Origin of the sequence: Brumimicrobium glaciale (genome assembly GCF_004152935.1) — a bacterium.
Lineage (GTDB): Bacteria > Bacteroidota > Bacteroidia > Flavobacteriales_D > Crocinitomicaceae > Brumimicrobium > Brumimicrobium glaciale.
Map to the genome: position 1 here is coordinate 623,429 of NZ_SETE01000002.1, position 23,690 is coordinate 647,118.

Annotated in this window: 28 protein-coding genes; 23 read left to right on the forward strand and 5 right to left on the reverse strand. The window is 32.9% G+C overall.

Annotation, left to right across the window (positions count from 1 at the left end):
* The first annotated feature begins 33 nt into the window (after positions 1-33).
* Positions 34-723: a hypothetical protein gene (locus ERX46_RS06285; protein ID WP_130092987.1), complete on the forward strand. Its 690-nt coding sequence runs from the start codon at positions 34-36 to the stop codon at positions 721-723.
* Positions 724-928: 205 nt separating this feature from the next.
* On the opposite strand, the gene ERX46_RS06290 is transcribed toward ERX46_RS06285, so the two are convergent.
* Positions 929-1,510, reverse strand: coding sequence for a retron system putative HNH endonuclease (locus ERX46_RS06290; protein WP_130092988.1), 582 nt, complete (start codon positions 1,508-1,510; stop codon positions 929-931).
* A complete protein-coding gene (locus ERX46_RS06295; RefSeq protein WP_165366168.1) occupies positions 1,507-3,345 on the reverse strand; it encodes an AAA family ATPase in 1,839 nt (612 codons plus the stop codon). The genes ERX46_RS06290 and ERX46_RS06295 overlap by 4 nt, the downstream gene beginning before the upstream one ends.
* A 274-nt stretch (positions 3,346-3,619) precedes the next feature.
* Here ERX46_RS06295 and ERX46_RS06300 point away from each other — a divergent pair, with 274 nt between their 5' ends.
* The gene (locus ERX46_RS06300; RefSeq protein WP_130092990.1) at positions 3,620-4,072 is read left to right on the forward strand and encodes a hypothetical protein; all 453 of its coding nucleotides are present in this window, start codon (positions 3,620-3,622) and stop codon (positions 4,070-4,072) included.
* A 399-nt stretch (positions 4,073-4,471) separates the two neighbouring features.
* Here the strand turns inward: ERX46_RS06300 and ERX46_RS06310 are convergent, their stop codons facing one another.
* Positions 4,472-4,855, reverse strand: coding sequence for a hypothetical protein (locus ERX46_RS06310; RefSeq protein ID WP_130092992.1), 384 nt, complete (start codon positions 4,853-4,855; stop codon positions 4,472-4,474).
* Positions 4,856-5,539: 684 nt separating this feature from the next.
* On the opposite strand from ERX46_RS06310, the gene ERX46_RS17495 reads away from it, so the two are divergent.
* The 17 genes from ERX46_RS17495 to ERX46_RS06395 all read left to right on the forward strand — a co-directional run bounded on the left by ERX46_RS17495 (position 5,540) and on the right by ERX46_RS06395 (position 17,958).
* The gene (locus tag ERX46_RS17495) at positions 5,540-5,695 is read left to right on the forward strand and encodes a hypothetical protein (RefSeq protein WP_165366169.1); all 156 of its coding nucleotides are present in this window, start codon (positions 5,540-5,542) and stop codon (positions 5,693-5,695) included.
* Between the two features lie 65 nt (positions 5,696-5,760).
* Positions 5,761-6,006, forward strand: a complete 246-nt coding sequence (locus ERX46_RS06320) for a hypothetical protein (protein ID WP_130092993.1) — start codon at positions 5,761-5,763, stop codon at positions 6,004-6,006.
* Positions 6,007-6,073: 67 nt separating this feature from the next.
* Entirely contained in the window at positions 6,074-6,634 is a 561-nt protein-coding gene (locus tag ERX46_RS06325) for a GNAT family N-acetyltransferase (RefSeq protein WP_130092994.1), read from the forward strand.
* A gap of 159 nt (positions 6,635-6,793) precedes the next feature.
* Positions 6,794-7,522 (forward strand): fumarate hydratase, encoded by a 729-nt coding sequence (locus ERX46_RS06330; RefSeq protein ID WP_207214128.1) that lies wholly within the window; start codon positions 6,794-6,796, stop codon positions 7,520-7,522.
* Positions 7,504-8,211: a DUF3307 domain-containing protein gene (locus tag ERX46_RS06335; protein WP_130092995.1), complete on the forward strand. Its 708-nt coding sequence runs from the start codon at positions 7,504-7,506 to the stop codon at positions 8,209-8,211. Before ERX46_RS06330 ends, ERX46_RS06335 begins: the two co-directional genes overlap by 19 nt.
* A 46-nt stretch (positions 8,212-8,257) precedes the next feature.
* The gene (locus ERX46_RS06340) at positions 8,258-8,956 is read left to right on the forward strand and encodes a DNA alkylation repair protein (RefSeq protein ID WP_130092996.1); all 699 of its coding nucleotides are present in this window, start codon (positions 8,258-8,260) and stop codon (positions 8,954-8,956) included.
* Between the two features lie 182 nt (positions 8,957-9,138).
* Entirely contained in the window at positions 9,139-10,809 is a 1,671-nt protein-coding gene (locus ERX46_RS06345) for a serine hydrolase domain-containing protein (protein ID WP_130092997.1), read from the forward strand.
* A 70-nt stretch (positions 10,810-10,879) separates the two neighbouring features.
* Complete coding sequence (locus tag ERX46_RS06350) at positions 10,880-11,449, forward strand: hypothetical protein (protein WP_130092998.1); 570 nt, start codon at positions 10,880-10,882, stop codon at positions 11,447-11,449.
* A gap of 51 nt (positions 11,450-11,500) precedes the next feature.
* Complete coding sequence (locus ERX46_RS06355; RefSeq protein ID WP_130092999.1) at positions 11,501-11,692, forward strand: hypothetical protein; 192 nt, start codon at positions 11,501-11,503, stop codon at positions 11,690-11,692.
* Positions 11,693-11,728: 36 nt separating this feature from the next.
* Positions 11,729-12,037 (forward strand): hypothetical protein, encoded by a 309-nt coding sequence (locus ERX46_RS06360; RefSeq protein WP_130093000.1) that lies wholly within the window; start codon positions 11,729-11,731, stop codon positions 12,035-12,037.
* Positions 12,038-12,382: 345 nt separating this feature from the next.
* A complete protein-coding gene (locus ERX46_RS06365) occupies positions 12,383-12,859 on the forward strand; it encodes a hypothetical protein (protein WP_130093001.1) in 477 nt (158 codons plus the stop codon).
* Between the two features lie 11 nt (positions 12,860-12,870).
* A complete protein-coding gene (locus ERX46_RS06370; protein WP_130093002.1) occupies positions 12,871-13,344 on the forward strand; it encodes a HigA family addiction module antitoxin in 474 nt (157 codons plus the stop codon).
* A 194-nt stretch (positions 13,345-13,538) separates the two neighbouring features.
* A complete protein-coding gene (locus ERX46_RS06375) occupies positions 13,539-13,916 on the forward strand; it encodes a nuclear transport factor 2 family protein (RefSeq protein ID WP_130093003.1) in 378 nt (125 codons plus the stop codon).
* 326 nt (positions 13,917-14,242) lie between these two features.
* Positions 14,243-14,626: a hypothetical protein gene (locus ERX46_RS06380; protein WP_130093004.1), complete on the forward strand. Its 384-nt coding sequence runs from the start codon at positions 14,243-14,245 to the stop codon at positions 14,624-14,626.
* Positions 14,627-14,846: 220 nt separating this feature from the next.
* Entirely contained in the window at positions 14,847-15,320 is a 474-nt protein-coding gene (gene cdd / locus ERX46_RS06385) for a cytidine deaminase (RefSeq protein ID WP_130093005.1), read from the forward strand.
* A 245-nt stretch (positions 15,321-15,565) separates the two neighbouring features.
* On the forward strand, positions 15,566-16,618 hold the full coding sequence (gene pdhA, locus ERX46_RS06390; RefSeq protein WP_130093006.1) for a pyruvate dehydrogenase (acetyl-transferring) E1 component subunit alpha: 1,053 nt from the start codon (positions 15,566-15,568) through the stop codon (positions 16,616-16,618).
* 14 nt (positions 16,619-16,632) lie between these two features.
* Positions 16,633-17,958, forward strand: coding sequence for a pyruvate dehydrogenase complex dihydrolipoamide acetyltransferase (locus tag ERX46_RS06395; protein ID WP_130093007.1), 1,326 nt, complete (start codon positions 16,633-16,635; stop codon positions 17,956-17,958).
* A 150-nt stretch (positions 17,959-18,108) separates the two neighbouring features.
* Here the strand turns inward: ERX46_RS06395 and ERX46_RS17500 are convergent, their stop codons facing one another.
* Together ERX46_RS17500 and ERX46_RS06400 are read right to left on the reverse strand one after the other, a co-directional pair.
* Positions 18,109-18,519: a hypothetical protein gene (locus ERX46_RS17500; RefSeq protein WP_165366170.1), complete on the reverse strand. Its 411-nt coding sequence runs from the start codon at positions 18,517-18,519 to the stop codon at positions 18,109-18,111.
* 43 nt (positions 18,520-18,562) lie between these two features.
* Positions 18,563-18,985, reverse strand: a complete 423-nt coding sequence (locus ERX46_RS06400) for a nucleoside-diphosphate kinase (RefSeq protein WP_130093008.1) — start codon at positions 18,983-18,985, stop codon at positions 18,563-18,565.
* Positions 18,986-19,200: 215 nt separating this feature from the next.
* Between ERX46_RS06400 and ERX46_RS06405 the strand changes: the two genes are divergently transcribed.
* From ERX46_RS06405 to ERX46_RS06420, 4 genes are all read left to right on the forward strand, one after another.
* Positions 19,201-20,934, forward strand: coding sequence for a SulP family inorganic anion transporter (locus ERX46_RS06405; RefSeq protein WP_130093009.1), 1,734 nt, complete (start codon positions 19,201-19,203; stop codon positions 20,932-20,934).
* Between the two features lie 104 nt (positions 20,935-21,038).
* The gene (locus tag ERX46_RS06410) at positions 21,039-21,638 is read left to right on the forward strand and encodes a methyltransferase domain-containing protein (RefSeq protein ID WP_130093010.1); all 600 of its coding nucleotides are present in this window, start codon (positions 21,039-21,041) and stop codon (positions 21,636-21,638) included.
* 117 nt (positions 21,639-21,755) lie between these two features.
* Positions 21,756-23,168 (forward strand): MBL fold metallo-hydrolase, encoded by a 1,413-nt coding sequence (locus ERX46_RS06415; protein ID WP_130093011.1) that lies wholly within the window; start codon positions 21,756-21,758, stop codon positions 23,166-23,168.
* Between the two features lie 119 nt (positions 23,169-23,287).
* A complete protein-coding gene (locus tag ERX46_RS06420) occupies positions 23,288-23,686 on the forward strand; it encodes a rhodanese-like domain-containing protein (RefSeq protein ID WP_242494541.1) in 399 nt (132 codons plus the stop codon).
* Positions 23,687-23,690: the final 4 nt, after the last annotated feature.

A 23,690-nucleotide genomic window follows, 5' to 3' on the forward strand; every position in this document is an offset into this window, starting at 1 on the left:
GCTAGTTGATAATAAATTAATGTAATAAATAATATGGGAATTGATAATATAACGCAAGGTAAACTGACTGAATTATTTAAATACAAATCTTCATCAAAAGATGTACAAGCTATTATTGAAAGAGGTTTTGTAGCTGCTAAATTCAAAAAGGGAAAAGCATTATTTATTGGTATTAATCCATCATTTCCGTTAGGATCTATAAATGAATCATTTCAATATGATATTGATAAAGCGATAATTGATTATCCAAGGCATTATAAGGCTTTTGGCGAACTTCTTATAGGAACAAAATATGAAAATGATTGGTCGTACATTGATCTTTTCCAATACAGAGAGACTGACCAAAATAAAATAAATTTATTTTTTAAAAATGATATTCAATTCATTGTTGAACAATTAAAATTAAGCCATAGTCTTATATCAGCAATAAATCCAGAAATTATTATTGTATGTAACAGCAGAGCGGCAAATTTCTTTGGAATAGACAAGTTTGAGAAAGATAATAAACACGAAAATATATGGTTTGGTTATGAATTTATTTTTGATGAACAGTTTGGATTGGATATCATAAAAGATAAGCATTCAGAAAGTATAATTGAAAGCTTAAACGACGTGTTAATAAATACTCCTATCCTATTTACTAGCACTTTGGCATACATGAGTCGATTTGATAAAAGAAGAATCAATTGGCAAGTGAAAAAAATTGGTAATAGTATTAAATAAATAACCATTCATGAAATAGTAGCTTTTAAAGTTCTTAAAATACTAACGAATCAGATTACACAGCAATGATATTAGACGCTACAGGAATATACTTTGTTGCAAAACGACTCATACATCGTTCTACTTTAATAAATCTATCAATTAAAAAGATAAGTGATTTTTCAAAACAAAAGCTACGCTAAATACCACTAATTCTGATTATAATTTAGCCTTCAACCTTGGCGTATTCAATAACTGTATAAAAACCATTTACCCATTCAACACAGTTCATTAAATATTCATCGACTAAAGCTGTATCATTAATATCTTCAATTATGCGAATAATATCTTGTCTTGCATTTTTTAGCCTTTTACAATTTAGATTAAGTGATTCAATTGTGTTAATAGCAGCAGTATCACCTGAAACAGATGGAATGATCAAACCATTATTCGTATAAGTAAAGCGCTGGTCACAAACACTATCCGGTAATACCATTTTATTATAATTAGCATGACCTTTAAAGTGACCACATGAATCATTGAATTGACATGAAGCGTAGATATTATCAAAATTAAACCTTTCAATAGGATAATTATGTCTACTTTTTAAATGTTCAAGATGAGCCTCTTTATTAGTATTTAAGCTGATTTCACAATAACAACACATTTTTTCTTGAATTGTTATCATATACTCTCTCAACTCATGATAAGCAAAAGAACCAGAGAAATCACTCCATTCCTTGTTTTTATTTTTTTTCAGCCAAAAGACGAATGACATAGGCTCAGCCCTATTAATAATTTGCCTCATCTGTTTAACCTTTTCTTTCTAATTAACATCTCTGCACGCAAAAGCTCAGGATCATGAGGCATCTCAATCTTTAACTCTAAAATCATTTCTTTTGCTTTTAATAAATTATTAAATTCAATAAGTTCAAAAATATGATCTATTTTTTTTTGTACCTCTACTGGCCTAGCTTCATCATCCATGATATTTTCAACAACTCGATCTATTGACATTCCGTAAGTTTCATTAATCTTTTTGAAAGAAAGACTATTGTTTTTCTGTTCAAATAAAAATAGACTTTCAGGTTTTATATGACTGATTATCTGAGGAGAATGCGTCGTTATAATAAATTGACAATTCGGAAAAACCTTCAATAATTGTGGTATCATTAATCTTTGCCATCTAGGATGTAAATGCATGTCGACTTCATCTATTAACACAATACCATCTCCACTCAACGGGTTGTTAGAGTATGGATTAGCAATAGCCAGCCTACGTGCTATATCCCCTACAAGTGTTATTAAGTTTTTTTCTCCATCTGATAAATGATTAAGATTATATTCTAAATCCCCCTTATTTATTAGCATGTGAGGCCTTGGCGTTCTTTTAACTCTTAATAATGAATATTCAGGTACGAATTGCTCTATTGCCATGGCGACTGTCTTTAGTTCTTTACCCTCACTTCTTTGATTTTTCTTTTTTTGTAATAGCTCGCTTTTAATTATTCCTCTTATCGCATTATTAAGATCATCAAAAATTAAGTCGAAATATCTAGAACTTTCTTTGATATATATAAAGGAATCATTGAATGCTATTTCAAGCTTTTTTCTACCTCTTTCACTTATCCACCATAAACTTAATACAATGGCCAAAGAGAAAAACTCCCATAGAATATGTGTTAATTCAGAATTCTGTTCATTTTCTTTATAAATAAATTTAAAATCACTAATAGTGTCCAAAATAATTTCTTCATATCGAACATTCATTGATATTAATTCATCACCATATTCTTTACTATATATTTCCATTTTATGAAACATATATTCTAATTCATAAAAATCTTTTTGGGAATTTCGATCACTTCTTTTTTCAATGATTCGTATTAAGTTTAATAGCTCATGAAAAAGAATTCTAGGGTCTTCATAAATAAATTTATCTCTCAATAATCGATTGGCACGGTGCGTCAATTCTTCTTTAGATTCATGAGATCTAAATGAGTCCTTCAGTAAATTTACAATGTTACTAACCCTAGTTTTTATTAACATCTTATTTTGCAGCATCCATTTAGTTTTAGATACAGATTTTTCATTTAAAATATCATCTTGAACTCTAAACCATTCGAAAAAAGAATGATAATTTCTTTTTCCACTTAAGGCATTATCGTATACATCTAAAATGTATAAATTCTCTCTATTGCTAATTCTGGGTGTTGTAATATCAACAGCTCTGGATATGGGGTAGTACGCAATAACTGGGAGCTCTTCCTTTTGGGTCAGATTCTTTTGAAATTGAATAGCCAATTCGGACACCTCATTTAACTCTGATTTTTCTAAAATATTTATTCCCCTAGCGCCTTTAACAATTTTCCATTCATAATTATTCTTTTTTTCTTCAACCAAAATCTCAATTGATGAGAAAGAGTTATCATATCTAATATCGTCATCTTGAATCCTCAAACCTGATGCATTCTGTCTTTGTATCCTATTGACTAACCATGATAAAGAGATGGATATGGCGTCTAAAACAGATGTTTTACCTGAACCATTAATACCTACGAAAACATTAAGATTTTTAGAAAAATCAATAGTAATGTCACTAATACTTCGAAACTTTTGTATCCTAATTTTTTTAATTTTCATATTAAACATGTATCTATCGTTAAAGATAGTATTTTAGATGACTATAATTTAAAATCATATTTAGTAATTTTATAAAAATTACATCAACGCATTTATAACACTTTTTATAGATAATGAGAAGCGCCTTGTACAGGGATAATTACGCTAACTTTTTTTTTAACTCAAAATAGGTTTTCAAAACCTCCTCCCTCATTCAAAAATATTGATACCTCAACAAAAAACACTAAAGTAACAAGCAATCAGATATTAAGTGTTTATTTAAATCATAACTCCCATGCCCTACAAAAAAACACAAATCGGATGGCTCATAATCGGAATATTCCTCCCCATCCTATTCATCTTTTATTTAGCCTATGAAAACCAATGGGGCAGCGATCCAATTCCTTTGGATTCTTTTAAAGCCATTGTGTTAATCTTCGTAATTATAGTTGCTTTATTTTACAAGCTAAGCATTGAAATTGATGGAAGAGTTTTAAAACTCAGCTATGGAATTGGACTCATCAGAATCAAATTCAAAATTGACCAGCTTGAAGAAGTTCAAGTAATAAAAACTCCATGGTATAACGGCTTAGGAATTAGATTCACTTCAAAGGGAATGCTTTACAACATTCATGGATTGAAAGCAGTGAGAATAAAATACATCAGCAATGGTAAAAGTAAATCTGTGATGGTGGGAACAGCGGAACCGGAACGATTGAAGGAAGCTCTTGAGGAGAGTTTTTTGTGACCTTCGGGTAGGGATTAAGTTTTTCAAAAATAACCTCATGTAGTACAATTAGTTATGCTGATATTCAGTTATCAAGTAATCCTTGACAACTGCTTAAATAACATAGAATATTGAAGAAAAATGTTGCCGGAAATAAATTGTTTAAGAAATCATTCTCAATTTACTAAATCCAATCAGTAAAATCTTTTTTTGTTAACCCTAGTTGTTTCAATGCATTTTTAATAATAAATTCTGGAACTGGATCTACGTGTGTTTGAACTGTAATTGGTCTTAATAAATCTGATCGGGACCAATGCTCGTGTCCTCCTTTTGTCCTATTACATGAACAACCTTGATCTAGTAAAAAATCTCGATAAAGTTTGAGTGGTATATTTCTTAAGTGTTTAGTCGACATGAAAATTAATAAGCAAATTCAACGTTTTCTCTTGACACTTTATAACTTTTACTATTTACAATTTCATTATACATTGCATTTGAAGTAACTAATTCGGAATCTTTTGGTGGATCAAATTTAGGCTTCTTTTTGGATCCTTTAATATTCCATCCTAAGTCTTTGAGCACCTTGTCTAAAGTGTTTTTATTATTGGTATATCTGAAAAATTCATTTAAAGCTTCAGAAAAAGAATCCTTTGCTTCAGAATGACTATAACCATAGCCACTTAAGTCTAACGCAGGAGAATATATTATAGTAACGTTATCTTCTTCAAATTCTACTAATGAAAGACCTACATGATACTTCCCATCATTAAAACCCAAATCAGCTCTGACATGTAAACTAGACATAATAAAAGTTTATTTAATTATTCAAATGTATGCAATATAATACTAAATACAATATACGAAAAGTTAAATCGATGTCAAATGTATCAAATCCAACACTTCCCTTACACTCTTCAAACTAATTCCTTATTTTTAATCTTTCAAAAAACAAGTTCAATGGACAACAAACCAAATATAATCATCTATAAAACTGCTGATGGAAAAGCAGCTGTTTTGTTTTATGCGCCAAAGGCGGCAATATTTGGATGAACCAAAATAAACTTGTGAAACTTTTTTCCACCTCTGTACCAAACATTAGCATCCACACATCAAACATACTGAAATACGGAGAGTTAGAGCAGAATTCAGTTATTAAGGATTACTTAACAACTGGCTAAATAACATAGAATATTTCAAAACAACTACGACAAAGAACTTTGTCATTTGGATAATGGATAAAGCTGTTCGTTTTGTGCCAGTCATTTACTAGCAGTTAGATGATAAGAAAACAAATTCTAAAGGTGAAGTGATATTTTTATTCTTCGATTTTATTGATTGATCCATTATGGAATGATTAGTTTGTTTTGTACATTTATATATTAAATGCTCAATAAGATAGAAATCAATTGTTTGATTGATTAAATGGCGCGAAATTATTATTAACCTTATGAATTTAAAAACGATATCTGTTTAAACTGAAATTGATTTATGAAGCTAGACAAATACGAATTGAAATCAGTAGTTCTGATTGATAAGTCATTAGATTTTTTTAATGATAAAATACTTTTTCCTAAAAAACTTGAGAAAGCAAATGAAATGTTAAATAAAACAGGGCTCCCAAAGCTTGAGCTTAAAGAATCTTAACAGCCTATCAACAGTATACTTTATAAGAATCATCTTAATACATCATGAAAGCCAATAATAAAAATATGAAAAGTCTTGATCAGTTTAATGACCATAAAATCGATATCAAAGGAACTGATAGACAAGAAGAATTTCAAGCAAAATATGAGGCTTTTAAATATGGTATTCAGAAACAAAGCAGTAAAACAGATTGGGCAGATGAGATATCTAATCAAGAAAATAAATCTATCGAATTAGGAATAGCTGATGCTGATAATGGGCGATTAAAGTCAAATTCAGAAGCAAAAAACATTTATGGAAAGGGGCTATAGAATATAACATAAAAAACCCGAATCTATTTATATCTTTCGAATCGATAAAGTCCAGATAGCACCCCAAATGATAACATACTCCACATCTTCCAACAAAACCGACCTCCAAGGCATACTCACCCTTCAAAAAGCCAATTTAAAGAAAAACCTTTCACAAGAAGAAATTGAAAAGAACGGTTTTGTTACTGTTGATCACACACCAGAAGCACTTACTGATTTAGCCAATATCGAAGCTCATGCAATTGCAAAAGACGGAGATAAAGTAGTCGGTTACGTGCTCGCCATGACCAAATCTTCACGCTATGAACTTCCCATAATCTTTCCTATGTTCGATGAATTTGATAAAATCATTTACAAAGGAAAAATAGTTTCTGACTATGATTATATGCTGGTCGGTCAGGCTTGTATTGATAAAGATTATAGAGGTCAAGGATTAATCGAGAATTGTTTCCGTGTCTATAAAGAAGCTTTTTCTGGGCGTTATGATTTCTCGATTACTGAGATTGCTAAATCTAATATTCGTTCTCTAAAGGCACACAAGAAAGTAGGCTTTGAAGAGATTCATAGTTATGTGGATGGTGATGGAGTTGAATGGGCTGTTGTGGTTTGGGAATGGAGAGATAATTAATTCAAGCACAAATAACCATTAACACAACAAGCCTATTTTAAGACATAAGCCCTCTATGTCATAATAAAGCTATAAACAATACTTATGTCTTAAAAAGGATATATGCTAATATTATGTCTTATTTAGACTATATTTGATATTTATGATTATATTTAAATGATGATAAGTAAAGTAGCAGTAATATCGGGGGATATATTAGCTTCCACCAGCCTAGATGAAAGAGACAGAACATTTGTAATAGAGCAATTACAAACTTTGTTAAATAAAATAGAGTCTAAATATGAAGCGTATTGCCGAATTGTACAAGGTGATTATATAGAATGCGTAACGCCGCATTCAGAAAAGGCTATAGAAATTGCGTTAATACTCAAAAGCTATATTAAAGCTCTTCCTATCAGTAATAATCCACGATATGAAAATGACAATAGGGTTAAAGCCTTTAGAACCTATGGAATTCGAATCGCTATAGGGTATGGGGAAATAAATCGAATAGATCCAGAACAGGAAATTATTGATGGTGAAGCAATATATATGTCAGGCAGATTTTTGAAAGAACATTCTACTCATGACAAAGAAAGAATGAACGTACGGACAACTTTGAATTTTATATCTAAAAATGAACATTTAAATGATGGTTTTAACTCAATATTATCGTTGATCGAAGTTCTAATAAACAAAGCAACAGCTAAACAAAGCGATGTCTTGTACAGAAAATTAATTGGTCAGACTGAAAATGAGATAGCTAAGCAAACGAATGTTTCTCAACCGGTTATCAATAGGCAATCGACCAGTATTGGTTGGAACGCTATAGAACAAGGCATGATGTACTACGAAAAAGTAATACTACAAAACCGACAAAACAATTTCGAATGGACATCTCGACACTGATAACACTACAATTTATCGCTCATTTATTGACTGATTATATTTTTCAATCGGAGAAACAAGTAGAGGATTTAAACGAAAAGGGTTTTAAAAGCAAGTTTCTACCTCAACATTTTTTAATAGCCTTTATTTGTTCATGGGTACTTTCATTCCAGCTTCTTTTTGTTGTTGCAGCTATCGTAATTGCAGCAATTCATGTAATAATAGATGGCTTAAAAAAGTATCTCGACAAGGATAGGAAAATTGGGAAGTACTCATTTTACATATCTCAGCTTTTACATTTGTTGATTTTGATCATTGTTTCACTATTATTCGAGAAAACAACTCCACTAATTGATTTTTATGAAATGAAATTCGATTGGTATATTGTGCTCTTAATTGCAGGATATTTATTCTGTCTAAAACCAGCTAACATTCTTATCAAACAAATTTTTAAGTCTTATTCTATAACAGACCAAACAAATGACGATCTCCAACGCGCAGGACGATTAATTGGATCACTAGAAAGAATTCTTGCACTTACATTTGTTATTCTTAGTCAATATGAAGCTTTAGGGTTTCTAATTGCCGCTAAATCTATATTAAGATTTAAAGATGGCGCAACTAGAAAAACAGAATACGTTCTCATTGGAACTATGTTAAGCTTTGGTATAGCAATAGGAACAGGAATTCTAATTCTACATCTAAAATAATGGGCTTCAAAATTTAGCTATTTTACTAAAATAACTCCAAAAAACATTGACTTATAAAGAAACCATACAACGTCTCCACTCCCTTCAAGACAAAGAGAAGGTAATTTTCAAAGAAAAGAAGTTTGGAATAATATCAAACAACTCTTTGGGAATTTACCACAAGGATTTAAAAGTGATTGCCAAGGAAATTGGTCACGACAATGAATTGGCAATACAGCTTTTCGATAGTGGAATTTACGAAGCTCGTATTTTATGCAGTAAGGTTTTCAAAGCAAAAGACGTTACCGAAGAACTCATGGAACATTGGGTAAAAACCTTTGAGAATTGGGAGGTTTGTGATAGTTTCTGTATGGGATTATTTTCCAAAAGTAAATTTGCACACGAAAAAATAATGGAATGGTCAGAAAGAGAAAGTGAATTTCAAAAAAGAGCAGCATTCACCACTTTGGCTTCTTATTGCATGGCAGACAAGACTTCTGGCAATGAACAATTCGAACAGTATTTCGAACTTATTAAACGTGAAGCCAACGATGATAGAATTTATGTAAAAAAAGCTGTAAATTGGGCACTGCGAAGCATCGGAAAACGAAATATTGATCTTCGTCAAAAAGCGATTATTGTAGCTGATGAAATTTTAGAATTCGAAAGTAAATCGGCAAAATGGATTGCAAAGAATGCTTTAACGGAATTAGAAAAAGAAGGAATTCGGATGTCTGATTATCCTCGGGTTGATTATAGGAAATGAAGGATTGAAAAATTCAAGAATTCAAAGATTCAAGGATTGGAACGCGAATGACACGGGCCTTCGACAAGCTAGTCACCGTAGTGATCGGATTACTTTTCGGTGACTGAGCTTGTCGAAGGCGTCGAAATGTCGAAGGTTTCGATGTCATTATGGATTGAAAACTAAACACAAAAACCATTAAAATGAAACAAAAACACTTCACTTTCTTCTTGGCACTTATCCTTTCCCTTTCTCTCCATTCACAAAACATGGCAGATTACACTTCTAATTGGGAGGGGAAAATCGAAAATCCAACAACTTTCAATTTAAAAGTAGAAATTTCGAATCTTGAAACAGAGATTGCCACTTTCAAAATCTATAATGAAAGAAGTATTGTGGAATATGAATTTGAGTCCGATGGTGAAATAGAATTAAGAATTCCCATTACCAAAAATATCTATTTCAACGGAACGATTTCAGACGATGAAAATGAAATCAATGGATTTATTAAATCTGGATTATTACTTTATCATTTGAAATTAATAAAGTCAGAATCCAATATTTATTCTGGAATTTGGAATATTTTGATGGTTGACGAATTGAAATCACAATCTTTTTATCTGAGTCTAGAAAATGGAAATGGCGAAGATTATCAGGCCTACCCTATTCTAGCGGATAATCGATTTACTGGAACTTGGTGTGCTGACTTCCAAAAAGAAAATGATGTGATTTCATTCTCTGATTTAAAAACAGGATTACAATTCAAAGGAAAATTATTGGCTGATAAAATTGAATTAGAAATTCTTTTAGAAGATCATTTACTTACTTTAATTAAACTGAAAAAATCTACTCATCCATGGAGAATCGTACGAATGAATGTCAAACCTGAAACTTTTAATGAAAAATTCTCAAATCTAGAAAAGTATGTTCTAAACGATTCTTTACCCAATACACATTCAGTTTTGGTATCTAAAAATGGAAAATTAATTTACGAGAATTACTTTCATGGCTACAATTCCAACATTCCCCATGATATGCGTTCAGCCTCCAAGAGTATTTCTTCTGCATTTGTTGGTTTAGTAAAAGAGCAAGAATTATTCGATAATGTCAATCAATCCATATTTGATTTTCTGCCGTCAGCATATCAAAAATACAACACTGGTTTAAAATCGAAAATTGATATAAAAAGTCTTTTAACCATGAGTTCTGGACTCGATGCTATTGATTATGGAATCAATTCAAATCCTAAATCTTCGGCGGTAGAAGACAATTATCAAATGTCGCAAGACTGGGCTGATGAAGTTTTAAAAGCTCCAATGATCAATGAGCCCAACACCAAAGCAAATTACGGTTCTGCCAATCCATATTTACTAGGATTAGCAATGGATTCATTGGTTGAAGATCCTTTGGAATTGTTTATAGATCAGCATTTATTTCAAGCGCTTGGAATTTCAAATTACATTATTCAAACGGATTTGAAAGGGAGTCCATATTTTGGTGGAGGAATGTATCTTACCCCAAAAGACATGGTGAAATTTGGTGAATTGTATCTGGATTCAGGCAAAGTAAATGACAGACAAATTCTTTCAAAGGAGTGGATTGAAGCTTCCTTCAAAAACTACAGAGTTTTAGAAAACACCGAAGACAAAAACGGATATGGATATTTATGGTGGCATCATGAATATCATTTGAATGGAAAAACATATAAAACCATAGAAGCAAGAGGAGCTGGAGGACAATATATTTTTGTTGTCCCAACTTTAGATGCAGTTGTGGTTATTACTTCGGGGAATTTCAGAAATGGTAAAACACAGCAACCGGAGATGATTTTTGAGAAATTTGTATTGCCGGGATTAATTATGAATTATGAATAAAAGGATCCAAGGATTAAAATTTCATAAATTTTTGTCAACTTTATCCGAATAAATTAAGTCATTGTAGCAAATGTTAGAAATAGTAATCTTAGTAACACTTTCAGGAATAAGCTTCCTAGCATTTCTAACGGTTTTGATTTTCGGTTTGGTCAACCGCAACAAAAATCTTTTAATTAGCGCATTAGTTCTATTTTTTGTTGTGATCGGTTTAGGAACTTGGACAACTTATACCGTCATTAATAAGTCATTCAACAAGATTTCTGAAATAATGAAACCACGAACTGGTGAAGAAATCTATGATGCTTTATTCGACAAAAGAGAAAACAATTGTGTGAATGTCATTCAGTACCAAGAGCAAACAGTTCCAATATTAGATGCTGCTATTTGGATGCATTTTGAAACTTGTCCTAAGGAATTAGAACGCATTTTATCGAAACATGATTTCATAGCAGAGAGGAGTTTAACAAATAAGCAAATTTCTAGAATTCCGTATGATAAAAATTCACACTGGTTTAATCCCAAATTATTAGGCGATACCATTGTGATTTATGAATATAGTTCAGAAAATCACAGAAATATTCAAACAATTTGGAGTAATTTAGACAGTACAGAAGTATTTGTTCGAGATGTTTTGAATTAAGGGAATTTATTAAAACTGAGAAATCTATTCCTGAAACGAGAAAGAAACATCATGAAATATATTTTTACATTTCTATTGACTACCTTCATTTGGCAAAACTCAAATGCGCAAATGGACAAATACACTGGTTATTATATCGGAACAGTAGTCACAGATTCTATTTCTGACAAAAAGCTCGACACCACTATTTCCATGAAAGCCGAACTTTTTCTAAATCCCGATTCTACCTATAGAATGACTTGACACATTCAAATAAAGGCAGTTTGTAATTTTGACACCTTGTGGACAAATACCGGAAGATGGCTAGCTAATGATAGAGTTTTGTTCTTTACTTTAAATGAAGATGATGACTATTTGAGTAATAAAAATGGAACAATTGATTTTCCTATTGATGTTGCTCACTCAAAAGATCCAGCATACAGCTTAAAAAAAAGAGACCTTCGTAGGTATTTAAAATTCGAAGAAAACCATCCTGAATATAAATATGAAATGATGATTGAGGAAGATGATACTATTTGGTTTGGAGCTGGATGGGATTGTCTTGAAGAAGTTTGGCCGAACAACTCAATGGTAAAAGTAGAACTTTAAATAAATATGAATTTTTATTGGTGGTCGGACATGATTTGAGGAAGATTTTTGGGATATCTAAATCAAAAACCAAAGATTATCTATAGAATACTAGAATTAGAAAGTAAATCAACAAATTGGATTGATACGAATTCTTTGGGTGATCTGAGAAGGAAAGAATTCGGATGTCTGATTATCCTAGGTCGGTTTATAGGAAGTGAAGGATTCAAGGAATGAACATTTCTATTGAATGGTTTTATTTGGCAATATAAGTAATCATTTATCGAAACTATTAAGATATATATTATCTAATTTGGCAATATATATATCTATCTTTATATCTACTAAACTTCTTAGAAATGAATTATGGCATTTATTCTTGACCTAGGAAGTAACAAACTTATTAAAGTGGAAATAATCTCCGCTTCTGGAAAAATGCCAACTAAAAAAGACGGATGGAAATTTGATTGGAAAATACTTTCGAAAGAAAAAGGTTCGGAAAGCTATGTATTACGTCTAAAAGATACTTCTCAAAATATTGAAGGTATTTTACAATTAAAAGTTGAAAGTAATATGTTGATAATGGATGTTATAGAAATAGCGCCGCACAACTTGGGATCTACAAACAAAAGGTATGATTTCGTGGCAGGATGTTTAATAGCATTCGCTTGTCGAGAAAGTTTAAAGATGCAGGGCGACTACAGAGGTTTTGTCACTTTTACTTCAAAAACTAACTTAATTAGTTGGTGTAAATCAAAATATGGTGCCACACAAGCAATTGGACAAAGAATGTATATCGATGATGTGGTGGGACTGAAATTAATCAATAAGTACTTATACTAAAAATAAGAGATATGAACGTACAAGAAAATAATAAAAACAGACCTTCTGTTTTAACAGAGAGAACAGACGTTGGCTCGCAAGAATTCAATGAATTTCAAGCGATCCTTTTGAATAAATCGAGAGAACGTAGTAACGAACAAAAGAGAACAATTGAATTATTGGCCCTTAAATTCAAAATGGAGGATTATTTAAACTCGAAAGACAAACACTCTAAAAAAGTTGGTGATTTCATTAAAGCATATTTAAAAGCTTTCGATATTAGACAGTATAAATTTGCAGAATATATTGGAATAAAACCTTCAAACTTAACTAAACTCATAAAGGGTGAGCGTTCATTAAATCATGAATTAGCTTTAATACTGGGTTCCATTTTCGGAAACGATCCAATGCTATGGCTCGATATTCAGGATAAAAACAAACTTTATGAGTTATCTAAGAATAAAAAAGATATTAAAAAGTACTCGTTAGATGATTTAATAGCTTAATAAAATATTCTGCATTTTTTGACGAATAATTAAATGAGCTTACTTTAAGAGGAGTTATATGTTTAAATATTGAAGTAAAACATTCCTGCAGTATTCGCTGATAGATGCATCTCTTTAATAGAAATTTAGAATTAAACAGTACACAGAAGTTCAGAATTATTTATTTTTAGAATCGAATTCATAAATCATCTACCATGGACGAAATAGAAAGAATTACCCAATGCATTACTGACTTTGTAAAGGGTGGCGACAATAGCGACATTGAACTTTTGGACGCAGTATTGCACGAAGATTTTCGAGTAACCAATAACGGCTTTATGGGAACATCAGGTGTTATGATTATCGACAAACAAGATTATTTGGAAAGAATCAGAAATGGAGAATTTGGCGGGATTCCGCGAGAAATGGAAATATTAGCTATTGACCATGATGGAATTATTGCAATGGTAAAATTAAAAATTGAAAGTTTCGAAAATGATTTCATTTCTTACAACTCATTGGTTTTAGACACTGAGAACAATTGGAAAATAATTAATAACCTGGCTGTAGTAAAAGCTAAATTGCTGGTTTAATTCAAAAATACAGTACAACAATAGAAGAGCCCAAATCAATAAAACCCAATCGAAATATAAAATTTAGTGAGCATTACAATCTTTATTAAATAGCAGTAAACCTTTAAAATCGAAAATATTTTATAGCCAGAGCGTTCAATAATCCCTATACCATGACGGAAAATTGTAATCAACTGGCTACTAAGCCTCATAAATTATTTTATTCTTTAAATACGCGTTATTCATCGATAAATTGTTTAATTTTATCGATGAATATTAAATTCCGTTCATATTCTTAATACTATGGCAGTAATTTAGTTCAATTCACTAAACAATAACTAATTAAAATGAAAGCTTCTATTTATTTATTTACAATATTTCTTTTAATATCCTGCGTTCCAGAAAAATCAACATGTAGTGATTTTCACGTAGGTAAATTTGCATACGCAGATCCAGATTATGCTCAAATTGAAATTACAAGAACTGAAAAAACACAGATCGAAGTCAATAGTAAGTCGAAAGTCGAAGCTTATACTTCAATTGAATGGAAATCTGATTGTAAATATGTTCTCACTTATGAAAAATTCAAAAATGCTCCAGAAGAATTTCAATCAATGATTGGTCAGAAAATTCATGCTGAGATTATTGAAATGGGTAAAGATAAATTCACATGCCAAGTCAAAAGTAAAAACTCGAATGAAGTAATGGATTTTAAGGTTATTAAAGACTAAAGTAGCATCAGTACTGTTTTAACACCTCTAATATTTACCAGTATATTCGTTTAATGGCGTTTATTAGAAATCAAATTCTTGAAATCTAAGCCCTAAATTCGTCAACTTTCACACTTTTTACGATAAAAAAGCACACTAAACATTAGCGCTTAAGATAATCCTACTATTTTAGCGACCCATACAAGGCTATGTGATCTGCGTATGGAGCAAAAATCTCAATATGAAAAAAGAATTCAAATTTTCTTACCATCATTTAGCCTCTTTTGAAGAATTAAATGAAGATCAAAAAATAGTTGCCCAAGCCGCTGAAAAAGCAACTTTAAAGGCACATGCACCTTATTCAAACTTTAAAGTTGGAGCAGCACTTTTATTGAACGACGATACTATTGTAATTGGAAGTAATCAAGAGAACAAGGCTTATCCTACAGGACTTTGTGCAGAACGCGTAGCTCTTTTTTCTTATGGCGCGCAACAAAATAAGCAAGGAATTAAAATTTTAGCCATCACTTGTGTTGGAGATTTGCTGAAAGAAGGAGATATTTTTTCACCTTGCGGTGGTTGTCGTCAAGCGATGGCAGAATATACTGAAATTCAGAAAGCTCCATTTGAGATAATCATGAAAAACGGAGATGGAAGCTATTTGATTTTTGAGGGCGTTCATCAACTCCTACCCTTTATTTTTGGAAGCAAATAATATTTGATAGAAAACTCCAACTACTGCGTTATGCTCGTTTTAAATAGCAGTCATTTATAAAAATAAACTCCTGCAATTAAAAACGTCACAAGCCTTGTATTTGAAGCTTTCTTTTCAAATATTAAGTAATACTTAGTATTCTTGCATACACTAGTTAGGAATTTCAAGAATTCTCTTAATGGATTATCTATTTTAAAAAAATATAAACTCTATATTTGTCTAATCGAATTAAACTGTATTAAACTATGGCAGCAAAATCATCAGAAAAGCCTACAAAAACCACTAAAAAGGAAAGCTCTTCAAAGAAGCAAAAGTTTTCAAAAGAAACTTATATCAAATGGTATAAGGATATGCTTTTGATGCGAAAATTTGAAGAAAAGGCTGGACAACTATATATCCAACAAAAATTTGGAGGATTTTGTCACCTATATATCGGACAAGAAGCTATTGTAGCGGGAACTGTGAGTGCGACAAGACCAACAGATTTCCACATGACAGCTTACCGTGATCATGCGCATCCTATTGGATTAGGAACGGATGTTCGCCGATTAATGGCTGAATTATATGGTCGTCAAACTGGAGTTTCTAAAGGAAAAGGTGGCTCAATGCACTTTTTTGACAAAGAGAAAAACTTCATGGGTGGACACGGTATTGTTGGAGCACAAATTCCAATGGGAGCGGGTGTTGCTTTTGCTGAGAAATACAAAGGTACGGATAACGTAACTATGGTTTCTTTTGGTGATGGAGCGGCACGTCAAGGTGCACTTCACGAAACATTCAACATGGCGATGCTGTGGAAACTTCCAGTAATTTTTATTGTAGAAAACAATAATTATGCAATGGGAACTTCTGTAGAACGTACTACAAACGTATTGGATTTATCAAAACTAGGTTCTTCTTATGAAATGCCTTCTTTTGTAGTTAACGGAATGTCACCAGAAGATGTACACGAAGCTGTTGCAATGGCTGCAGACCGTGCACGTAAAGGTGAAGGCCCAACTTTATTGGACATCAAAACTTACCGTTACAAAGGACATTCAATGTCTGATCCTCAAAAATACAGAACAAAAGATGAGGTGAAAGAATATCAATCAAAAGATCCTATTGAGCACTGCTTAAAAGTGATTAAAGATAATTCTTACTTATCAGAAGATGAGATTAAAGACATCCAATCATGGGTAACAAACGAAATTAATGAAGCAATTGAGTTTGCTGACAGTTCGCCTTATCCAACAAAAGATGAATTATACAAAGACGTATATAAATCTGAGGATTACCCATTTATTAAAGAATACTAAAAAACTAAGGAAAAATGGCTGAAGTTATTTTAATGCCAAAACTATCGGATACGATGACTGAGGGTGTCGTTGCAGAATGGCACAAGAAAGTTGGTGACGATGTAGAATCAGGTGAATTACTTGCTGAAATCGAAACGGATAAAGCAACAATGGAGTTTGAGTCATTCTATGATGGTAAACTCTTATATATAGGAGTTGAAAAAGGTCAAACTGCACCAGTAAACGTTATTTTAGCTATTATCGGGGAAGAAGGAGAAGATATTGATAAAATAATAGCTGACTCTAAAAAAGGAGACGATAAAGAAGATTCTGCTGAAAGTAAGGAAGAAACTCTAGAAGCAGAAGAGGAGAAAGAAGAGGAAAAGCAAACAGAGAAAAAACCTGCAGCTGATAAATCTTCTGATGACAAACCAAAAGAAACAACTGAAAAATCTGAAACTTCTACACAATCAAGTGGAGACGGAGAAAGAATTTTTGCTTCACCTTTGGCTAAAAAATTAGCAGAAGACAAGAATGTTGATTTGAATGATGTACAGGGTTCTGGAGAAAATGGACGTATCGTAAAACGCGATATTGAAAATTACAAGCCAGAAAACAAACCACAGAATAGTGCAAAAGCTCCGGCTGCTGCAGGTTCAACATCAGGTTCAACTTTAACAGAATCTTACACAGATACCAACATTTCGCAAATGCGTAAAACCATTGCAAAACGTTTGGCTGAAAGTAAATTTACTGCACCTCACTTCTACTTAACGTTAGATATTGACATGGACAATGCAATGACGCAGCGTTCAGCAGTTAATGCAAACGAAGGTGTCAGGGTTTCATTTAACGACATGGTAATTAAAGCCTGTGCTGTTGCATTAAGAAAACATCCAGCAGTTAACAGTGCTTGGTTAGGAGACAAAATCCGTAAATACGACCACATCAACATTGGAGTTGCTGTAGCAGTTGAAGACGGTTTATTGGTTCCTGTAGTTCGTTTTGCTGACACAAAAGGCTTAATGGAAATAGGTGCTGAGGTTAGAGAATTTGCTCAAAAAGCAAAAGAAAAGAAATTACAACCAAAAGATTGGGAAGGAAATACATTCACAATTTCTAACCTAGGAATGTACAATATCGAATCATTTACTGCGATTATTAATCCACCTGATGCTTGTATATTGGCAATTGGAGGAATAAAACAAGTGCCTGTTGTTAAAGACGGACAAGTTGTTCCAGGAAATGTGATGAAGGTAACTTTATCATGTGACCATAGAGTTGTAGATGGTGTTACAGGAGCAGAGTTCTTGAATACTTTCAAATCTTACATGGAAAACCCAATGATGATGATGGTATAGTATGCATGCCCTACTAGGGAAAGCATACAATACCACATAACCTATATTTAAAAAGTCCAGACGTTAGCGTTTGGACTTTTTCTATTCCTATAATTTCCAATACTATAAGTTTTCATACTTTTATAAGCTTCCGAGGAAATTATTCTAAACCTATACCGCATTAATCGATATGATCTTTATAAAAAACAAACATTTCTCTTCTCTTCTCTTCTCTTCTCTTCTCTTCTCTTCTCTTCTCTTCTCTTCTCTTCTCTTCTCTTCTCTTCTCTTCTCTTCTCTTCTCTTCTCTTCTCTTCGGTGCTCTCTGTGAAAAACATCAAGTGCCGCAGGTGCTCTCCGCGTTCCTTTGCTCCTCTGCGTATCTTTGCGTAATTCTCCTTTCTCCGTGAATCTCTGTGAAAACCCTCCTTTATCTCTGTGAAAACGCCAGGTGCCGCAGGCGCTCTCTACATCCCAACACCTTTGCGTCACCCTTAAAACACCAACGATCTCTCCTTTTCTCTCCTCTGCGACCTTTGCGCAAACCTCAGCGAATCCGCGGTTAACAACAAAAAAAGCCATACCTCTCGGTACAGCTTTTCAATTCTATATATGTAAAAGAAAATTATCCTACCAACTCTTCTTTTGAAAAGTGGAATTCTCCTTCTATCATTGCATTTTCGTCAGAATCTGAACCATGAACAGCGTTTTTCGCTTTAGACTCAGCATATTTTGCACGGATAGTTCCTTTTTCAGCTTCAGCTGGATCAGTTGCTCCAATTAATGTTCTGAAGTCAGCTACTGCGTTATCTTTTTCTAAGATTGCCGCTACGATAGGACCAGAAACCATATAATCAACAAGTTCCATGTAGAAAGGACGCTCTTTATGAACAGCATAAAATACTTTTGCTTGCTCTACAGAAAGCTTAGTTAATTTCATTGCTTTAATTGAAAATCCTGCATCAGTAATCATTTGAAGGATATTCCCGATGTTTTTGCTCTCTACGCCATCAGGCTTAATCATTGTAAAAGTTCTATTCGTTGCCATTTTATTGTTTTTTCTAAATGTGGCGCAAAAATAGTGAATACGAATTGAATAAGTAAATTTTCTAAGAGAATATTTTTTAAAACAGAAAATTGAAACCCTTATTTAGTTATAATCGAGAAGAAATTAAAAACCAGCGTTACAAAAGTCACCTTAATAACAAATAAAAATGGAGACTTTTGTGAAATATTTTATCACCAGAGAAAACAAGAGAGAGAATGCATTTACTAAAGAAATATCTGCCTATTTTAGATTGGCTACCTAACTATAAAAAGAAGAATTTACAGGGTGATATGTCCGCAGGAATAACTGTTGGAATTATGTTGATTCCCCAAGGGATGGCTTATGCAATGCTGGCTGGAATGAATCCAATTCATGGTTTATATGCGGTAACAATTCCTATTTTATTGTATGCCATTTTTGGAACATCGCGACAATTAGCGGTTGGACCTGTTGCAATGGTTTCCTTATTAACAGCTGCCGGAATTGGAGCTTTGAGTCCAAGTTCTCCTGAACAATATTTACTTTATGCGTTAACATTGGCATTTCTGATTGGATTAATTCAATTTGGAATGGGAATTTTGCGTTTTGGATTCTTTGTAAATTTCCTTTCTCATCCAGTAATTAACGGATTTACCTCCGCAGCTGCAATTATTATTGGACTGAGTCAAATCAAGCATTTATTCGGAATTGAATTACCACGAAGCGAATATGTCCAAGATATTATGGTCAGTATTTTTCACAATATTGGAACACTCAACTGGACAGCTTTTGCTATTGGAATTGGTGGAATAATCATTATTAAATTCGGTAAGAAAATTCACAAAAGTTTACCAACACCTTTATTAGCGGTTGTTTTTGGAATTCTATTGGTTTGGGGATTTGGTTTAACTGCGAATGGAGTTGCTGTTCTTGGAGAAGTTCCATCTGGACTTCCTGGCGTTTCTACCCCTTCATTTTCTATGGAAACTTGGAGCATCCTCCTCCCTATCGCCATCACGATTTCATTGGTAGGATTTGCAGAAAGTTTTGCCGTAGCGAAAGTCATTCAAGGAAAACACAAAGACTATAAATTAGATGCCAACCAAGAATTAATTGGGTTAGGAATGGCCAATTTTGGAGCAGCATTTTTCATGGGACTTCCTGTAACTGGTGGATTCTCAAGAACAGCAGTAAACGATCAGTCGGGAGCGAAAACTGCTCTTGCTTCTATTATTAGTGTCGTCTTAATAGTTATTACTTTACTTTTCCTTACTGAGTTATTCTTCTACTTACCAAAATCAATTTTAGCGGCTGTTGTTATTGTAGCTGTTTCTGGATTAATTGACTTTAAAACACCAAAAACGCTGTGGAAAGCAGATAAAACGGACTTTTTATTGTTGATTATCACATTTATCTCTACTTTAACTTTAGGAATTGTTGTTGGAATTTTAATTGGAATGGCACTTTCTTTAGGAGCTGTTTTATACAAAGCTTCTCGACCACACATTGCAAAATTAGCACAAGTACCCAACACGAATATCTATAGAAACACAAGTCGTTTCAAGGATTTAGTGGAAGGAAAAGATGAATTATTTGTACGTATTGATGGACAAATCTATTTCGCTAATATCAGCTTTATTCAAAAAAGAATTGAAGTTTGGGAAAAAGAAAAAGGCGCTGCTTTATCGAAAGTTGTCCTCAACTTTGAAAGTGTAATTTCCATTGACAGTTCCGGAGCACATGAAATTGAAGAATGGATTCACAATTGGCAACAAAAAGGAATTCAAGTGGCAATTGCCGGAGCACGTGGACCAGTTCGTGATATTCTAAAAAAATGGAATATGATTGAGAAAATCGGAAAAGAATATATCTTTATCAATATGAATGATGCCGTTCAATATTTGAATAAAGTGGAAAATAATCAGAATTTCGATAGAGAAAAATATGCATTGCAAAGCAATGTAAACTAATGTGAATACTTTAATTCAAATTGCGATAGATAGGTTGAATTGCAACATATCCAAAATGCAATATTTTTTCGTATCTTTCTTTCTTTAAATAAAATTACAAAATCTTGAAAACAACACCAACAGTAGACAGTCTAGACCAGACATTTTGGAACTCGAAATACGAGAATAATTTAACCGGATGGGATTTAGGAATGGTCTCTCCTCCTATCAAGGAATACATTGATCAAATTGAAAACAAAGATTTACGTATTTTAATTCCTGGAGCTGGAAATGCTTATGAAGCAAAATATTTAATCGAAAATGGATTTACTTCTGTTACTGTAATTGATATTGCTCCTCGACTAATTCAAAAATTAGAAGAAGAGTATAAAGACAATTCAGCTATTCAATTAATTCACGGAGACTTTTTCGAACATCAAGGAGAGTATGATTTAATTATCGAACAAACCTTCTTTTGTGCGATTCATCCTTCTCTTCGTCCACAATATGTTGAGAAGATGAAATCGTTACTTTCTAAGGATGGAAAATTGTGTGGATTATTATTCAACCGAGAATTTGTTGGAGGTCCACCATTCCAGGGAAATAAAAAAGAATACTTGGAATTAATGCAAGACGAATTAAAAGTTGAAACAATGGAAGCTTGTTACAATTCCCATTCAGCGAGAAAAGATACAGAATTGTGGATTCATCTTCAGAAGCAATAAGTTTTATAGAAAGCAATATTTACCAGGGTAAAAGACTGTAACAATTGTAACCCATAAATGAATAATGAATACCGACCTTTGCAGTGTCAATAAGAAAAACAAAATAAAAAGAGAGATATGAACATAGAACAAATTTATACTGGATGTTTAGCGCAAGGTGCTTACTACATCACTAGTAATGGTGAAGCGGCAATCATTGATCCACTTCGTGAGATTCAACCTTATCTAGAAAGATTAGAAAAGGATGGTGTAACATTGAAATATATTTTTGAAACACATTTCCACGCAGATTTCGTTTCTGGACATTTAGATTTAGCAAAAGCAACTGGAGCAGATATCGTTTTTGGGCCTACAGCTCAAACAGAATTTGAAAGTATTGTTGCAAAAGACGAGCAAGTATTTGAAATTGGTGATATCAAAATCAAATTAATGCACACACCTGGTCATACAATGGAAAGTTCAACTTATCTATTGATTGATGCAGATGGAAAAGACCACGCAATTTTCTCAGGAGATACTTTGTTTTTAGGAGATGTTGGACGTCCAGATTTAGCTCAAAAAGCAGCAAGCATGACACAGGATGAATTAGCTGGTCACCTTTATGACTCGTTAATGACGAAAATTATGCCTTTAGCAGATGACGTAATCGTTTACCCAGCGCACGGTGCAGGATCAGCTTGTGGTAAAAACATGATGAAAGAAACGGTGGACACATTAGGGAATCAGAAAAAGATGAACTATGCATTGAACCAACCAAATAAAGAAGCATTCGTTGCAGCGGTTACAGATGGTTTACTCCCACCTCCAGCATATTTTGGAGCTAACGTAGCAATGAACAAAACAGGATATAAAAACGTTGACGATGTAATTAAAACAGGTCTTAACGGATTATCTCCAAAAGAATTTGAAGCAGCTGCTGAAGGAACAGGAGCTTTGATTTTAGACACAAGAGACAACGGTGACTTCGCTAAAGCATTTATCCCTAACTCTGTAAGCATTGGAATTGGCGGTGATTTTGCACCATGGGTTGGAGCAATGATTGGCGATGTTCAACAACCATTACTTTTGGTTACTGAGCCAGGAATGGAAGAAGAAGTTGTGATTCGTTTAACACGTGTTGGATTTGATAATGTTATCGGATATTTAGAAGGAGGATTTGAATCTTGGACAAAAGAAAACCGTGAAACTGATAAAGTGGACAGAATTACACCAGCTGAATTCGAAAATCGTTTCAAATTAGAAGAAAGTATTGTTTACGATGTTCGTAAAGAAACTGAATATGAAGCGGAACACGTTGATGAAGCATTCTCTCGTCCTTTGGCAAGTATGAATGACTGGATCAAAGATATTAATCCAGAAGAGCATTTCTTCATGCACTGTGCCGGTGGTTACAGAAGCATGATTGCAGCAAGTATTCTACAGTCTAGGGGTTACAGAAACTTCACAGAAATTGAGGGTGGAATGGCTGCAATTGCAGAAACGAAACTCCCAAAAACAGACTACGTTTGTGCTTCTAAAACAATGAGTTAATTCATAAACATATTATAAATCACAGTGGTTCAAATCTTTTGGACCATTGTGCATTTTTAACCATTTGAGATTTAAATAGGCTTTAAAAACCATTTAATCTCAATTTAAAACTAAACAAAATGAGTTACTTAAAAAATATTAGTCTGAGTGCGATAATGTTTGGAGCAGTTGTTTTTACAAGCTGTTCAAACTCGCAAACTACAGAAAGTCCTAAATCAGAACAAAAGGTAGAGCAAAAGAAAGAAGAGAAAGTAGATTTCGAAAATGCTTTTATTGTTGATGTTAGAACTACCCAAGAATTCGAATCCGGACATTTTGAAGGAGCAATAAATATTCCTGTTGATGAAGTGGAAGATTACCTATTGGAATTTGAAGGACATGATCAAATTGTTGTTTATTGCAGAAGCGGTGCTAGATCTGGAAGAGCGAAAAGCATTTTAGAAGCTGAAGGACATCAAAATGTAATCAACGCTATTAATCTTGATCATTTGAATAAACTAAAAGCTAATCAAAAGTAACATC